Source organism: Kribbella sp. NBC_00482 (assembly GCF_036013725.1).
Classification (GTDB): Bacteria; Actinomycetota; Actinomycetes; order Propionibacteriales; family Kribbellaceae; genus Kribbella.
Genome location: NZ_CP107881.1, coordinates 3,039,304 through 3,055,386 on the forward strand (window position 1 = coordinate 3,039,304; position 16,083 = coordinate 3,055,386).

The window sequence follows — 16,083 nt, forward strand, 5'->3', positions numbered from 1 at the left end:
CCCCGTCGGGTGTTGTCCCGGGTGGCCGGAAGAGGTCAACCGCCTGAGCGCGGTGCCTCCCAGCTACAGACTCTCGTTCGTCCCCAGATCGAGGAGGCACCATGAGTTCCTTGGACGCCGAGACCGGCAGCGCGCAGGGCAAGCTGAGCCAGCTCGAGGACCTGAACCGCGAGACCCGCCGGATCCGCACCACGATGGAAGGCGCGACGGGCACGGCCGAGTCCTCCGACGGCCTGGTCGAGGCCACCGTCGGTGTGTACGGCGAGTTGGTCGACCTCGTCCTCGACGCCCGGATCTACCGGATGCCGGACGCGGATGTGCTGGCCGAGCAGATTCGGGCGGTGATCAACGACGCGCACTCGAAGGCCCAGGACGCCGTCCGCACGAAGCTGACGGACCTCTTCCCGATGAACCTCGACAGCCCCGAGGACTTCGCGTTCGAGCCGTTCCTGCGGATGGCCGGCCGATCGACCGAGGGCGGGGCCCGCTGATGGCCGGCGAGCAGATCAGCCTGCACGGGGGCGGTGGAGACCTCGACATGTTCCCGTCCGAGACGAGTACGGCGGCGCACGCCATCGGCGACGCCGGCCGCATCATCGGGGACACCTGGAAGGCGGCCGGCCCTGCCCTCGCGGCCGACGAGGCGGTGGTCGGAACCGGGCTGGACGACCTCAGCACCGCGTTCCGGACCCAATACAACGCCAGCAAGCCGCAGTTGGAGCAGCTCGCGGCGGGGGCCGAGGACAACTTCACCAAGATGGGCACGAACGCCCTCGAGATCGTGGCCAACTACATCGAGCTCGCTCACCAGCAGGCCGAGCGGTTGCGCAGGCTGTAGTGATTCCCGAGCCCTCCGGTCCGCTGTGGGACTGGCTGCAGAAACTCGTCGACTCGACCCAGATCTTTCCCAATGTCGACGAGGACGCCGCCGACCGGATGGGCGCCAACTGGAAGACGGTCGGGAAGGCCATGGCCGACACGATCGCGGCGGCCCAGGCGGGGAACGACCGGATACCGGCCGTCTGGGGAGACCAGAACGGGCAGCTCTATCACGAGAACCTCAAGCAGGCGCTCGGCAACGAGGGTTACCAGGAGTCGGTCCGCTCCTTCGAACAGATGTCGGCGCTGTGTACGAAATTCGCCACGGACGTGCGGCAGACCAAGAACCAGATCTGGTCCGAGCTGATCATGAACGGGTTCTTCTTCGCCCTGACGTTCCTGCTGCCGCCGGGGATCGGCGACCTGTTCCGCTGGCGGCTCGCCGCAATGCTGGTCGAGCGCTTCTCCGGGCTGATCCGGGCGGCGGCGGAACTCACGCACGCGGCCGCCGGCGGGCTCGGCGCGCGGGCGCTGTCGATCGCCGGCCACACTGCCTGGGAAGGCGTCGAGGAGGTCCTGACCGAACTCGTCGCACAGCAGCTCGACATCTGGGACGGCGCGCGGAAGAACATCGACTGGCAGCAGGTCAAGATCTCCGCGCTGGCCGGCGTCCTGGGTTCGCCGATGAGTATGGGCCTGAACGCCGGCAGCAAGGTTGCGCGAAGGCTTGTTGGTCTTCCCGACGCGACGCGGATCGAGCGCCGGATTCCGTACATCTTGCAAGGCAGCGGCAACGCCTTTGCCACCAACTCGATCACGTCGCCGATCTCCAGCGAGTTGGCGAAGTACCTCGTCACGGGGCAGGCGCCGGAATTCGGCAGAGCGTTGTCGGAGGGCTGGTTCCAGGCCGGCGTACTCGGGGCCAGCCGCGTGCACTCGGTCCACGCCGGCGACGCCATGGGCCAGAGCTTCTTCAACGGGGTACGTGAAGCCCACGGCATCGCGCCGTACGTCGACCCGCACGGCGGGCCACCGACTACTCCGACACCCGACGCCGGGCAGAATCCGGGAAACACCACGCAGTCGCAGGCAGCGGCGAACTCGTCTGGCGGTACCACGGCTCCCGCTGGTGCCGCGGCTGGTGCGGGCTCGGCGGTCGGCGCTGGAAGCGGTTCCGCATCGGGCGGTTCGGCGAGTGGCGGCGCAAACGGTGGGGCGTCGAGCGGCCACCCAGGAGCATCGTCGCAGGATGCGCACGTCGATCGACATGCGCAGCCCAACAGAACAGCACCGTCGGACCAACAGCACGACGATCGGCAGCAGAACCAGCAGCAAGACCAGCCGCATCAGGACGAGGAGGTAACCGCTCAACAACCATCGACCGACCAGCCTGCTGGCCCTGGTGACTCGCACAACTCTGCGAACGATCTGTCGCCCGATGCGGTGGACTCGGGCAACCATCCGGTGCAGGGCGAGCATGTGCAGAATCACGTCGAGCAGCCTGGAGCGCCTGCCGACGTGAACGGCGGCCAGGAGGGGAGTGGGTCGGTCGCTCCGGTGGCGAGTGGAACGACCGCGCCTGCTGCGACTCAGGTGACTGGTGCAGGACCGCATCTTGCCGGCCAAGGGCCGGCGCCTACTGCGGTCAGCCCGCAGAGCAGTAGTCCGACCGCTCCGACCAGCAGCATCCCGGCCGTCCAGAAGGCGGATCCGGCCGAGACCGCCGCACCAGTTGCTCAGGGCAACACCACTCCCGCCGCGCCGACCGCGCCGCAGAACGACGTACCCCGGAAGCCCGGTACCACCAACGCGACGGAGGCGACCGAGGCGACCGCGCCCGCGGCGGACGTGGATCCGAGCGTGGTGACGGCTGGTGGCGCGGCGATGGCTGGTGAGGCTCAGGTCCAGGCGGCATCCGTAGCGGCGGACGCGACCGAGGAGGCCAACGACGCCCCGAAGCCGCTTCCGGCGCACACCACGTCAGAGCGATCCGGGCCTTCGAACGCGCCGGGAGCGAACAACGACAGCACCGTTGAGGATGCCGGTGAGGTGCTCGCTCAGGACGGCGACAACGTCGTACGGCGAACGACCGGTCCCGATGGCAAGCCGGTTGAGGTACGCGTGGAGTTCCGCGGAACCAACCAGCACGGTACGCCGAGTGCGAAGCGGACCAATCCGTACTCCTGGGTCGCCGGCAAACTGGGGCACCGGGACATCGTCCCGTCCGGCACGCAGTTCCAGATGTGGGCCTTTCACACGATGCAGCAGCAACTCGCCGCGCTGGCCCGCGCCGGCCACAGCTTCGATCTGGCGTTCCGCGCCGTACAGAACGCGGAGACCGGGATCATGGAGTTGCACGCCGAGGTCACCCTGTACGCCGCTGGTGGCGAGGTCTCGCACGTTTCCCAGACGAACCTGGCCGAAGCCGCCACTGCCGTAAAGCGCGGCGCCTTCGACTCCGGACATCCGCCGGCGCCGCGGACCGCGCCGGGCGACCTGGACGTCGGGGAGTCGGCGACCTTCCGCCCGCGGGTGGTCGACGTCCGCACGGCGATACCGGACGACCTGGTAGCGAACCCGGAAACCCTGGACACGCTGCACGAGCGGCTGACCCTGCTCGAGCAGATCGGTCTCGACGTCCGCGTCGAGGTGACCCGGGTACCGCGACCGCACACCAAGGTGGACGGCGTACGCCTGACCGTCGAAGTGACCCATCCCAAGGGAAAGCACACCTTCGGCCCCAGCACGGTCGAGGACCTGGTGCAGGAGGTCAGCCAGACGCTGGAGGGCGGGACCGTCCACGTCGAAGAGGTCACCGAGCTCGAGGCCGATGAAGCTCAGGTCGTTCGGGACGGGCAGGCCGTGGAGCGGCCGCAGCCGGTGCTGAACCGGGCGGTCAGTCCGCCACCCGGGTCTCGGGGGCCGGTTGACCCGATTCCTGTGACGCCGGCAGAGGGGCAGTCGTTCGTGGCGGCGGCCATGGAAGCCCTCGTGGAGAGGCTCAACGAGCGCGGCCCCAACGATCAACTGACGCCGGCCGCGATCGCGACGCGGGAGCGCTATTACCAGACCCCGGAGGTGGCGACGGCGACCGGACTACCCACTGGCAAGGTCAATCGCTGGTCCACGAGTGACACGTTCACGGTCGTGGCGGAGGACGGGACCGTTGTAGAGGTACAGGTTCCGGGCCTCAGTTACCTGACCGGCACCGGTGACTTCGGGGCGGCCGAAGTAGTGCCCGCGGTCAAGAAGGACGGTCCGCCGACCGACGTAGGGCTCGACGAGCTCGGCCGCACCCCGGAACACCGCCGGGCGTACCAGCGCGAAGTCGACCTGTGGAACGCCAGCAAGGAGGCGCCTCCGCGGCCCAAGCGGCCCAAGCAGCCGAAGAACGCGCCGATCGTCGTTGACGAGTCGCTGCAGGACGAGCTCCCGATACCGTCAGAGGCCGGCTGGACGATGGGGGAGAGTTTCGCCGATCTGCTGCTCAGTTGGCTCGGTGCGCGGAATCCCGACGTGGAAGAGGTCCACCGGGTGTTCGCGAACGAGTACGCCGGGTCCGGCCGGTTCGACAAGATCTTCATCCGGCTCGAGCGTGGTACCGGACGGATCCTCGGCTTCGCGATCGGTGAGGCGAAGAGCGTCAACGGCGAGCTCGGGTCCCGGCGGGGTGCGCACGACCTGAGGTACGAGCAGGGGCACCGGGAGTACATCCGCAGCATCCTCCAGGAGATGATCCGCCGCGGCGGTAGAACCGCGGTCCTCGACAACGAGAAGCGCGTCACTCCGGCGGCGCCGCGGGAGCTCGGGCAGGGGCCGGTCGCCGCGCCGGCCCAGCCGCAGACCGAGGTACCGCTGGACAACGAGATCCAGTTGGCCGAGGCGATGCTGGCGGCGCTGGATGCCGGCGAGGTCGAGTTCTTCATGGTGAAGCCGCTGCTCGAGAACGGGCGGACCGCGGTCGGGATCACCATCACCGAGTTCGATCTGACTCCGCCCGCCGCCGCGGACCACGATCATGTGCATCCGGCGCGGACCAATCAGGATGTGGCGGAGAACGGCAGTGAGCTGGAGCGTACGGCGGAGACGGTCGAGGAGGTCGCGGCGACAGCAGGCGTGGACCTGTCCGGGATCGACGTGGTGATCGTGACCGATCCGGCCGAGTTCGTGGACATGGATCAGGACAACGTGGGCGCGAGCGCGATGCAGTTGGCGGACGGTACGGTCCAGATCCTTCTGGGGCCGGCCAGCTTCGCCGATCGCGAGACCCTGGCCGCGACCCTCGCCCACGAGAAGACCCACGCCGACCAGTTCCGGGCGGGTCGGCAGGTCGACGACAACAGCAGAGCCGAACTCGAACGCGAAGCGTACGCGAGCGAAGCGGCCGCAGTGGAAAGGGTACGAGCACATGACGGCGATCAGGTTCACGATCGAGACGACGTTCGACCTGCCGAGCCGACCCGGCATCATGACGCCCGGCGAGCTCCAGAGCGGGGCGGTCCGGGCCGGCACAGTCCTCCGGATCGACGGCACGGATCAGGAAGTGACGGTACTGGGCGTGGAATTCCGCTGCACCGCCCGATCGGAGGCAACCCGGATCCGGCTGATGATGGATCGGAAGGTCGCCCCACTCCTCCACCCGGGAACGGTTCTCGTCAGCCCGACCTGACACTGACGTTCCGGGGCACGCGGGTGGGTGTCTTCCCGGCCGGCGTGCGGGTGCCGTGGCAGGACCTCGTGCGGCTGCAGGAGGCGGTCGAGTCCGCCGTACGGCGTGGTCTCGAGGTCGACCTGACCTTCGTGATGAACCCGGAGACGAAGTGGCTGGAGGCAACCGCCCACGTCACCGACCCGCTCACCGAGGAGAGCGTCACCTATCGCCGAGCGACCATCGCCGATCTCACCACCCGCCTCCACCCAACCGTCGCCCGCACCGCCAACCCCACCCCGCCCTCACAACCAACGCGATCCGCAGAACCAAACCCGCCCGCACCACCAAGCCCGCCCGCACGATCAACCCGGCCCGCAGAACCAAGCCTGCCCGCACGACCGGGCGGTGAGTTCGCGGTCGGGCGGTCCGAGGCCGCTCGTGGTTCAGCGCGAGTGGAGCGGCCGCGTGGGGACCGGTTCCTGCCGGGGTGGTTGCTGGTGGGAGTCGAGGCGGCGCGGGCGATCATGGCGCCGGAGGTACAACGGGCCGCGGAGATTCGCGAGGTCGTCCAGTTCGAGGCCGATCGGTATCAGGTCACGACGGTCGGCGGTCGTACGTTCGTCCTGCAGGTGCGGGTCGGTCCGCTGGGACCCACCACAGTCGCCCACTACGTCGCCGTACCCGGCCTCACCCCGACGGCCGAGGTGACGCTGTCCGACCGGATGGCACTGACCGAGGTGCCGCAGGTTCTGGCCCGTGTGCTCGCCGAGACGGCGGCCGCGACCCTCAACCCGACGCCTGCCCAACTGGCCGCCACCGACGAGACCCCAGTGCTCCAGCCGGACAGCGACCCGGAGCTCGACTCCCTGCTGAAGGCCGAGGACCACGGCGCGCTCGCCGAGGCCCGGGTACTCGCGGCCGAGCACGAAGCGACCGCGTCGGCAGGTCGAAGGCGCCACATCAGGGGGGTGATGGCCGCCCTGATCGCGTCGATGAGCCTCGGCAAGGAGCAGCCGAACTCGGACCTGCTGCACACCATGATCGACGAGGACGACAGCGCGATCGCCCAACGGTTCGAGGATCGTCGGTCCCCGAAGGACGACCGGGTTCCGGTGTCGGCGTACGTCGTCAAGTCCTTCCGCGGATCGGTCCTCTCCGCCGTACTGATCGGATCCTCGGGCTACCTGGCCACCCACAGCATCGTGGCCGGTGTCGCGCTGTCGGTGCCGACGATCGTCAACTCGCTCGTCGGCGCGATGACCGAACGCTGGCTCGACGGCCGCAAGGACACCAGCAGACAACCGGTGTACGACGCCGACCGTGCCGCGCGAGATCGGCAGTACCCTGGGCTGAAGGGCCTGCTCGACGGCGCCCCGGTGCAGGACCCGGGCTCGGCCGAAAAGTCGCCGCGTGCAACCAAGCGGTCCGACTACGTGGTGCGGCACGCCGTACCGCTGCTGGCTGCGGCCGGAACCGCTGTCGCGCTGTCCACGGCCGGTATCCCCGCGATGCCCGCGCTCCTGGCCATCGGTCTGTCCGCCGTGGCCAAATCACTGGCCGAGCGGCGGGTCGACATCAAGACGTTCGGCTTCCGGCTCGGCCGCGCGGACGCGACCGCCCGGAGGCAGCTCGCCAACCCCGCGTCCACGCAGAACCAGCTGCTTGCACTGCTGGTGGACTACCGCTCGCAGCTGGCAGTGCTGCGCGCGGGTACGACGCCGAACACGGCCCAGCCGACCGGCGTACCGGACACCTCCGCATCACCTGGTACGCCGGGTTTCAGCATCCAGGCAGCCGGCGAGGCGATCGACAACGTGACTGCCGCTGCCCGCCGGTTGCTCAGCCATCTCGCCGCGACGCAGAACCAGGATCCGGCGATACCCGTTCAGGACAACGATCCTACGGAGCTCTCCCGGCACGTCGACCTGTTCGGCGAGGGGCTCATCAACGCGATCGGCCCGGCCGTCACCAGCCTGTTGCTGGGTGTCGTCGGTGACAAGATCTTCGTCAACCTCGAGGAGCGGGCGAGCGATGCCCAGAGGTCCTGGGATCAGGCCGAGCGCGAAGCTGTCCGGGGGCAGGCGCTGGTCGACGTCCTCACGGATCAGCTGCGGCAGGTCGACAGCGCGATCCGGCAGCTGAAGCAGCTCATCGCCGAGCATCGGCCGGCCGTCGACCTCGCCGACCGTACGGCGGACCGCGCGAGCTTCCCCGTCGCGCCGGCTCGGCCGGAGGGCGCGCGGCCGCCCGGGCAGTCGAAGTACTGGGTGTATCTCCAGCAGGTCGCGTTCGCGGCGATCGGGGCTGCGGGCGGCGTACTCGGCCTCGACTATGTCTTCGACCTCGACCACGTGAGCGTCGTCGTCACGGTGGCCGGTGCGGTCGGAGGGGTCACCGGCACGCCGGTCGCGCGCATGCTGTTCCGCCGTGCCGAGCTCCAGCGGAAGGACGCGAACGCGACCGACCTCGCGCAGCAGGCCGTCGACCGGCATGAGCTCAACCGGCAGGCGGCGATCGGGAGGTACCTCACGGCGCAGCTGCTCGACCAGATTCAGCAGCTGCGCGATCAGCTGCTGAAGCCCGGGCGGCCGGTCGCGGAGGTGCGGCCGGGCGACCCGGAGTACACCGATCGGGTCCGGGCAGCGGCGGAGCGCGCGTACCTGGACAACTTGACGCCGGGGCAGAGCGCCGAGAAGCGGGACGCCCGGACGGAGCGAGTCGCGGCCCTGGCCCGGATCGATCGCCTGGCGGCAGCGCTGGATTGGGCCGAGTCGGCCATTGAACTGGTCGGAGTGGAGTCTGCTCGGGCGCAGCTTGCGCACGCGATCGCTTTGTACGAAGGGATTGTGGACGAGGACGGTTCGGGCAAGACGTTCCCCGACCTGCGGCAGGTGTCGCCGGATCGTGGACGGCGAGTCACGGGCGGGCCGACCGATCAGGTGCGTGCCGGAGCCGCGAGAGCGCTCGGGCGGATGCTCGGCGAGTCGGCCGGGAAGCCGCTGCTCGAAGAGCGGCTGGTCGCGCTGGAGGAGGTCGTCCGCGCCGCGGACGCGATCGATGCGCACACGACGACGGGTACGCCGGAGTCACTCGCGCACGTCGAGCAGCAACTGACTGACCGCATCGCGACGTACGACGAACTCCTCCGGCAGGCAGACCTCGCCGGCACCTTCCCGCAACCGGCGATCAGCCCGACCCCGCCTGTGCTTGGCCTTGTGGGAGACAACGTTCGGATCGCTGTGACGGAGGACGGGCTGTCGGAGGTCTTGCCGGCTGAGCTTGTTGGTGATGCGGACGCGCTGGCCAAGCTCGAGGCGCGTTGGGTCGAGCTTGTGCGGGACGGCTATCAGGTCGAGGTCACCGTGAGGAAGGTGGCCGGCCGGCATGCCGTGGTTGATGCGTTGGAGCTCACGGTGGAGGTGACGGACCCCCACAGCACCGTGGCGGCTGAGGCGCGGGACGTGTACGGGCCGGCCGACGTACAGACGCTGGTCGAGCAGATGATCACCGACCAGCAGTCTGAGGGTGGTCGGCACCGCCAACCGGACACCGCCTACCTGACGCCGGGCAGCTTCGATCCGGCTGCTGGGCCTGCGTCCGGAGAGGTGGCATCCAACCAGTCGGCGAACCGGGCAAGGTGGAGTTTCGGTACGCCGGGACGCGCTGACGAGGTCGTACTGGACCTGCACGAAGTCCTCCGGCCGGAGCGGCTCCTGAACCCTGACGGGAAGTCGGAGGCGCTGCCTCGGATCGCGCTCGATTGGGCGTTCGCGCGGGATCGGGCCCGTGGTCTGATTCCGCCGGGGGTGGCGATCTCGCAGCAGGAGTTCGCGGAGTTGGAGCAATGCGTTCAGCAGTTGATCGCGGATGGGCATGTTGTGAGCGTTCGGCTGCGGGTCCTGAACGGTCGGTTGGTCGTTGACGCGTATGTGCGGGAGACGGCGACCGGGCGCAGCGCCGTCCACGAGGATCTGTCGCTGTCGGAGTTGGTCGTTGCCCTGGACAACCAGGTGTTGGCGGCGCCGGTTGGGGTGGCTGAGGTCGCGGTACACGCCGCGGTCGTGAACCTGGGTGCGATCCATCTGCAGGACGGTGGTGTGCGGGTGACCACGGCCGACGGGCGGCAGGTGGTGATCTCTGCGGAGATCCTCGCTCGTATCACCGTCGAGCTCGGACAGCCGGGAGCTACGCAGGAAGTCCTCGACGCCGAAGCAGTACGTCGTGTTGCGGAGCACCTCGGTGTACCGGCTTCTCGTCCCGCCGCGCAATCTCCTGCGGACATCCTCCGCGCCGCAGCCCACCGCGTAGCCGCCGCCGAAATCACCCGCCGCGCCCAGGAACTCGCCGGCGGCCCGCACGAGCCGCACGAGGAGCAGGCAGTCAACACCCGCTCAGATGGTGGGCGGGGGCGGCGGGGGTTTGCGCCTCGGGTTCGGGGGACTGGGTTTGTTGCGGATGGGCGGGGAGCGCAGGAGGGAGAACTGACTGTTGGTCGGGTTCTGGCGGCTGTTGGCGGTGTGCTCGGGTCCGACCTTGGTGGGTTGAGTGCTGGGGATCCTGCGGTGGTCGAGCAGTTGGTTGTGGTTGCGACGCAGCACTTCCAGGTCAGAGTGGGGCGTGTGCGTTGGGGGAAGGTCGCGTCGACCGAGGTGCACGCGGGGACTGCAGAGGATCCGCATGTGGTCACGTTTGCGGCCGGGGTTTCGGACAGTCAGTTGGCTCGCGTCTGGGTGCATGAGCTCAGCCATACGCTCCAGGAACTGCGGGCGCCCGAAGGTGGACCGCTGCGTCGGCTGCGGAGTCGCCTGACCGGCACCGGGCGGAATGCCTGTGTCGATGCCCAGTTCAACGAGTTCCGGTACCTCCAGCGGCAGTGGGCAATGGGTGATCGGCCGGAGCTTCGTCAAGACATCGAGGGGCTGGTGAACGCGATTCGCAAACGCGGCTACGTCCCGCCGACGCTCCCGTGGAACACCTCGATCGCACCCGACCCGCGCGCGGAACTCAAGGCCGCGATCACCCGCCAGCTCGCCGGTCTCGACGAGACGATCGCGTCGCTCAACGCCCTGATCGCCGGCAAACACGCGGCCGCGAAGGAAGCGAGCGAAGCAGCCCAGAAGGAGATCGAAAAGCGCGATCAAGTTGCCAAGGACAACGGTGCGACCGCGCGCCGTCGTGCGGCCGAGGCCGAGATCCAGAAGCAGACCGAACTCGCCAACTGGCACATCCAGATCGCCACGGACTACCAGTCGGCCCTCGCCAGGCTGACCGCAGCACGCGCCGGCTACGCCCAACTCCTTCAGGACATCGCAACCGCCACGCCACGTCGCCTCGCCGCCGAAGCGCACAAGTTCGCTGCCGAGGTCGCGGCGTACCAGAAAGCGTTGGAGGACCTTGCGCCACCGACCGCCGCGCTGCCGAGCATGCAGCCGACCGGCCGCCTCCCGCACCTCACCGCGCTGACCGAACGCATCAACGCCATCTTGGTTGCGAACGGCATCGACCAGACGTTCACTGCCGACGAGCTGCAACAGCTGCTCAGCGCCGAGGTCGGCCGGATCCTGACCGACGACGGCGTCGTACTGCGCGTCGGCGCCAAGCACCCCACCGACCTCCGCATCAAACTCAGCGTCGACGAACTGGTCGAGGTCCGTGATCCGAAGGTCAAGGCCTCCGAGATCATCAACGGCCTGTTCCCGCAGGGCGGCAGGCGGCTCGCCACGGCTGCGACCTCGCGCTTCGGTAAGACATTCACGGTGCCGATGAAGGCGCTCCTGCAACTCCTCGGCAGGGTCATCCACCAACCGTGGCTCGGAGACCTCACGCTGAAGGGTGAGGTCGGCACCGCACACACCCGCACCGTCACCGGGAATGCTGCCGAGTTCTCCCAGACCGGTGCGGTCGAGGACAATCGCGGTGAGTCCGTCCTCTATACAGGAAAGGCATCCTGGCAACTGGACGTCCGCACCGGCCGGTCCTGGTCCGCTGCAGAGACAGTCGCCGAGGGCAAGGCGACGGACGCGACCGAGCTTCGCGCCTGGGTGTCGCACGCCTACACCATCGACGCCGCACGCGATGTCGACCAGCGCCTCGATCTCGCGAACGGCAGGCTGCCTGCGCACCTTCTGACCTCGGTCACCGGCCTGGAGGCGCTGACCGACAAGGTGATCGCGGAAAACGGGGACCACCTCGCGAAACTCGGCTCCGATCGCACGCAGGTCGAGGATCAGCTCCACGCCGTCCTGAACAACGACCTCCCGAGCCGGTTGGCCGAATCGACCGACCACCCCGTACTGCGGCCGCTGACCGTTGACGGAAAGCCGGTCGGGCACGTCGAGGTCACGACCCGGATCCGCTACGAGAAGGTCGAGTTGGTCGGTGGGCAAAGCACCACCCACTGGCAGGAGTCGGTCCGGATCGGTTTCAGTACCGCCAGTACGCAGCAGTCCTTCGGCGCCTCCGCATCGGTGACTCTGAAGGCCGGGTACGACGGCGACGCGGTGCACGACATCGCCGCGGACGGCACCGATGTCGGACCGACCGTGAGTGGTGGTCGTACGGCGACGCGGTCGGAGGCCCTGTCCGGCGGCGGTACGTCGATCCACGTCGGCGTACACCGTTTCACCGGACCGACCCAGGCCTACAGCATGGTGCTGGAGCATGTCGTGAAGGTGGTGCTGGACGGCAAGGCGGCGACCACACCTGGGGACAGCACCGTCGTGGCACGGGTGCGGGTCAAGGACGCGTACCGGTACGGGCTGCCGGTTGATCGGAACGCGGTACACAACGGTGGGCAGACTGTCGACGGCGAGGTCGACCCGAACGCCGTCGTACCGGGCCGGAAACTGGAGTTTCCTGCCTGGGCCAAGGATGCCGCCGGCCGGCTCAACGCGGCCGGGCCGTGGAACGTGCAGGCTGTCACCGGCGCGAAGGCGGCCTTCGAGGCGATCATGGAGCGGATGGCCGGTCGCGGATTCGTACCGCCGCTGGACATCAACGGAAACCCGGACCTCACCAAGCTCTCGACCGATCCGATCGAGCGGCACGCACAGCTGCTCAACCTCGAAGAGCTGCGCGAACAACTGTCGACTGAGCGCCTGGAGGCCGGGTACGACATCGCCACCCGGGACGGGATCCTGATCACGCTCACCCACGCGCGGACCGCCCAGGCCACGGAAAACGTTGTACTTCGGATCGGGATCGAGCCGCACGCCTCGAAACCGCTTGGTGTCACCAACAACGAGGCCGTCGTACTGCTCAACATCGGCTCCGAAACCTCCAGCCGGTCGGCGACCCGGTCGAAGGTCTGGTCATGGCAGGCCGATCCGATGTCGGTGAGCTCGACGGCCGGCCTCGACGGTAAGGCCGCGCTCTCGTACGGACGGCAGGCGCTGGGCCGTGTCCTGTCCTGGTTCACCGGCAGCACGGTCAACCAGGTCACGCTGATCGAGAGCACCTCACCGGTCGCGGTGTTCGAGGTAAATCACACGCTTTCCGTCGCGGAGGGCGAGGAGACGTTCTACACGAGTTCGCCGGACGAGACCGCGCGCATCCTGATCGACAGCGACCTCCTGCCGTACGACGACGCGCTGCCGCCGACCCCTCCCACCGGGCCCGTGCGGCCGTCTGTTCTCCAGCGGATGACCTTGCTCGCGCTCGGCGCCGCGGACTTCACCGCGAAGTTGCCCAAGGCAATCAGGAACGAGGCGACCGCGCTCCAGCAGCTCGGTGTCTTCCTCAACCCCCGCAACCTGCTCTCCCATCCGGAATGGCTCGGCACCGGCTACGGCACCACCCTCCTGGTGCCTGGCATCGGCGGGATCTCGAGACGGATCGCGGTCTCGCTCACCGGCCGCCTGCAGAACGCCCAGCTGGTCGCCGTGACCGAAGGCGTCAGCGGCGACATCAACCTCGCGCTCGGCAGCCACGGATCGGCGACCGGACGGCCGTACGGCGGGAGCACCCAGGCGTCCTTCGGCGCCTCCGAGAACTCGGCCGGCGGCGGGGTCAACGCGTCAATCGGAACCAACGGCTCCACGTCGCGGACGGATCAGGACATCTGGGGCGTCGAGCGGCTGACGATCGAGACCGGCCGCCACTACGTCTTCACCGCCGACGTCGAGGCGTCGCTTGCGGTGGGCAACCATCAGTTGCCCGAGTTGACCGTCGGCACCGTGTTCCAGCTCGCTGAGCGGGAAGCGCTCCGGTTCTACGCGCAGAGCGAACTCGCCCTGCCGCTGCAGCAGGTCGCCGACGCCGTAGAACGCTTTCTGCACGGCCACCTGAAGCTCGACCGTCGGGCGGCGACCGGCCTGGTACGTCGCTACCGCGCTGACCTCGCGGCGGCCCGCCGGAACGGGACGCCCGTACCCGCCCTGTCCGCCGAGCACAGCGCGCAGGCACTCGCCACGAAGCTCCGCCCGAGCCCGCGCCCGCTGCCGGGAACCCCCGAGGAGCGGCTGGAGCAGATCCTGCGCGAGGAAGAACCGCCCCGGATCGAGGTGCCGGAGCACTACCGGGAGCACCTCGGGTTCAGCCTGATCGAGAGCACCGAACTCGACGCCAACCACGAGTTGCTGGCCGAGGTGTACGACGTACTGCGGACCGAATTCGGTGTCGATCCGGCGCAGGATCCGGCGTTGGCGCGGGCGCTGGCCGGGGATCTCGCCGGGAAGCGTTGGTGGGGGTGGCTGGAGGACATGCTGGGGCGCAGTGGGTTCGCGAAGACGTATGCGGTGGGGCGTCCAGGGGAACTGTCGGCGGAGCAGGTGACGCTGCGGATCCGGGCCGAGTTCGCGGACGAGGCGCAGGATCTGGGCAGGGCGAAGGATGTTGTCGGGATCGTGCAGCGGTACCTGTACGGCGATCGGAGCCGGTCGCGGAGCAGCGGACGGTCGGCAGGGCTCGGAGCGGACGGGTCGGTTGATCCCACGCGGTCGGGCTCGGCGAGCACGGATCGGACCGGGGGTACGTCGGCGACTGCCGGCGATCAGGTCGTGCGGTTGGAACGTATCGCTGGGTTCGACGGGATGACGCGGGTCGGGCGACGGATGCGGTTGCGGATCGAGGTGCAGCACGATTCGTCCGCGCCGACGCGAAGTCCGCTTGGCCAGCGGTTGTTGCCGCGGATACCGGGGGCGCCGAAGGTGCGGAATCTGACGGGGACGGTCGTGCAATTGATCCCGACCGCTGCTGTGGGGCGGAAGGTGCCGTCGGTGCCCGTGGTTCCGGGCGAGGTGGAGTTGCCTTCGATGTACCACGTCGACGGTGTTGGGGCTGTTGATGGGCGGGCTGACCTGTTCGACGTGGTTGTCGACGCGTTGGCGGACCAGGAGTTGCTCGGGGTTGACGGCGTACGGGCGCATCTCGTGGAGCTGGAGAACAAGTTGTCAGCTTCGGCGCGGAACGGTCAGTTCAGCCGGATGGCGTCGGAGGAGGGGTTCACGCTTGCTCCGTTGGGGGTTCCGGGGTCGAAGCAGGACACGGTGGAGGTGACGGTTCGGGCGCGGGTGTCCACTGTCGAGGTTGTCTCCGCGCGGTTCGCCGGGGAGTTGGGTGAGGTCAATCGTCACCAGGAGACGGCTTCCACCACCACGACGACGGGTCGGATGCTCCCGGTGACGGCGTCCGGGACGTACGCCATCGGATCGGCCAGCGTCGGCGACCAGGTCTCGGACGCCACGACGGACGTCCGCGGAGCACGCGCCGAACGCAGCCACTTCGAGAAGGGCAACCTCGTCACGGTCCGCGTCCGCGTCGCCTACGACCTCACCATCACCCGAACCCACCACACCGCGACCGGCGCCACCCGCCAACGCTCCATCACCCACTACCCAGCCGCCACCACCGGCCGCGCCTACCTAACCCTCCACGAATCCGACCACCAAAACCTCACCCCACCCACGCCGCCCACCGCACCGACACCGCCCACAACACCCACGCCACCGACCACACCAACCGCGCCGATGCCGCCGACCCCGCGCGCTGCACCGACGCCTACTGTGCCGATGCCGCCGAGGTCGCGGTGGAGGCCGATTCATACTGGGCCCGAGGAACAACGGAGAGCGGAATGATGTTGCCTGTAGCAAGGACTCGTGACGAGGCGCGGCTCTACCTCGACCTGACCCCGTGCACCTGCGGGGAGGTGGACGCGGACTGGAAGCACGCAACCGGCCTGCTCGACGGCGAGCTGGTGAGTGTGTACGACGCAACCTGCCCGAACTGCGACACAGAGCGCGAATACACCTTCGGCCTTCCCGAGCACGAAACCGCAGCCGAGTTCCCCAACTTCGGCAGTGCCGAGCCGTCGCAGCTCATCGACCCGGGCCGCTGGATGGCGCTCGCCGATCACCTGGCCGGCTATCTCCCCGCCGACGACCCCGAAACAGTCACTGAAGCCCTCCAGTTCGCCGCCGCCGCAGTCGCCGAGGTCATCAAGTTCATCCCCCCAGGCGCAACCGCCGTACCAGCCGACGCCTTCTGGACCACTGAAGGCCAAGCCACCTACGAAGCCGACCCAGCCCGCTTCCACCGCACCCGCCTCAAGATCACCGAACAGACCTACCGCACCACCTGAACCGTTGGCATGAAGCGGTCAGCGACCAGCGCCGGCG

General features: G+C 68.7%; 4 protein-coding genes. All 4 read left to right on the forward strand.

The window, feature by feature from the left end; genetic code table 11:
* Nucleotides 1-101 precede the first annotated feature (101 nt).
* From OHB24_RS15195 to OHB24_RS15210, 4 genes are read left to right on the forward strand one after another with little or no spacing between them, the layout of a single operon-like run.
* A complete protein-coding gene (locus tag OHB24_RS15195) occupies nt 102-491 on the forward strand; it encodes a YbaB/EbfC family nucleoid-associated protein (RefSeq protein ID WP_327639659.1) in 390 nt (129 codons plus the stop codon).
* Nucleotides 491-838 carry a hypothetical protein gene (locus OHB24_RS15200; RefSeq protein WP_327639660.1) on the forward strand — a complete coding sequence of 116 codons (348 nt, stop codon included), beginning with the start codon at nt 491-493 and terminating at the stop codon, nt 836-838. The genes OHB24_RS15195 and OHB24_RS15200 overlap by 1 nt, the downstream gene beginning before the upstream one ends.
* Nucleotides 838-15,543, forward strand: a complete 14,706-nt coding sequence (locus tag OHB24_RS15205) for a WXG100-like domain-containing protein (protein ID WP_327639661.1) — start codon at nt 838-840, stop codon at nt 15,541-15,543. Before OHB24_RS15200 ends, OHB24_RS15205 begins: the two co-directional genes overlap by 1 nt.
* On the forward strand, nt 15,540-16,046 hold the full coding sequence (locus tag OHB24_RS15210) for a hypothetical protein (RefSeq protein WP_327639662.1): 507 nt from the start codon (nt 15,540-15,542) through the stop codon (nt 16,044-16,046). The genes OHB24_RS15205 and OHB24_RS15210 overlap by 4 nt, the downstream gene beginning before the upstream one ends.
* The last annotated feature ends 37 nt before the right edge of the window (nt 16,047-16,083 follow it).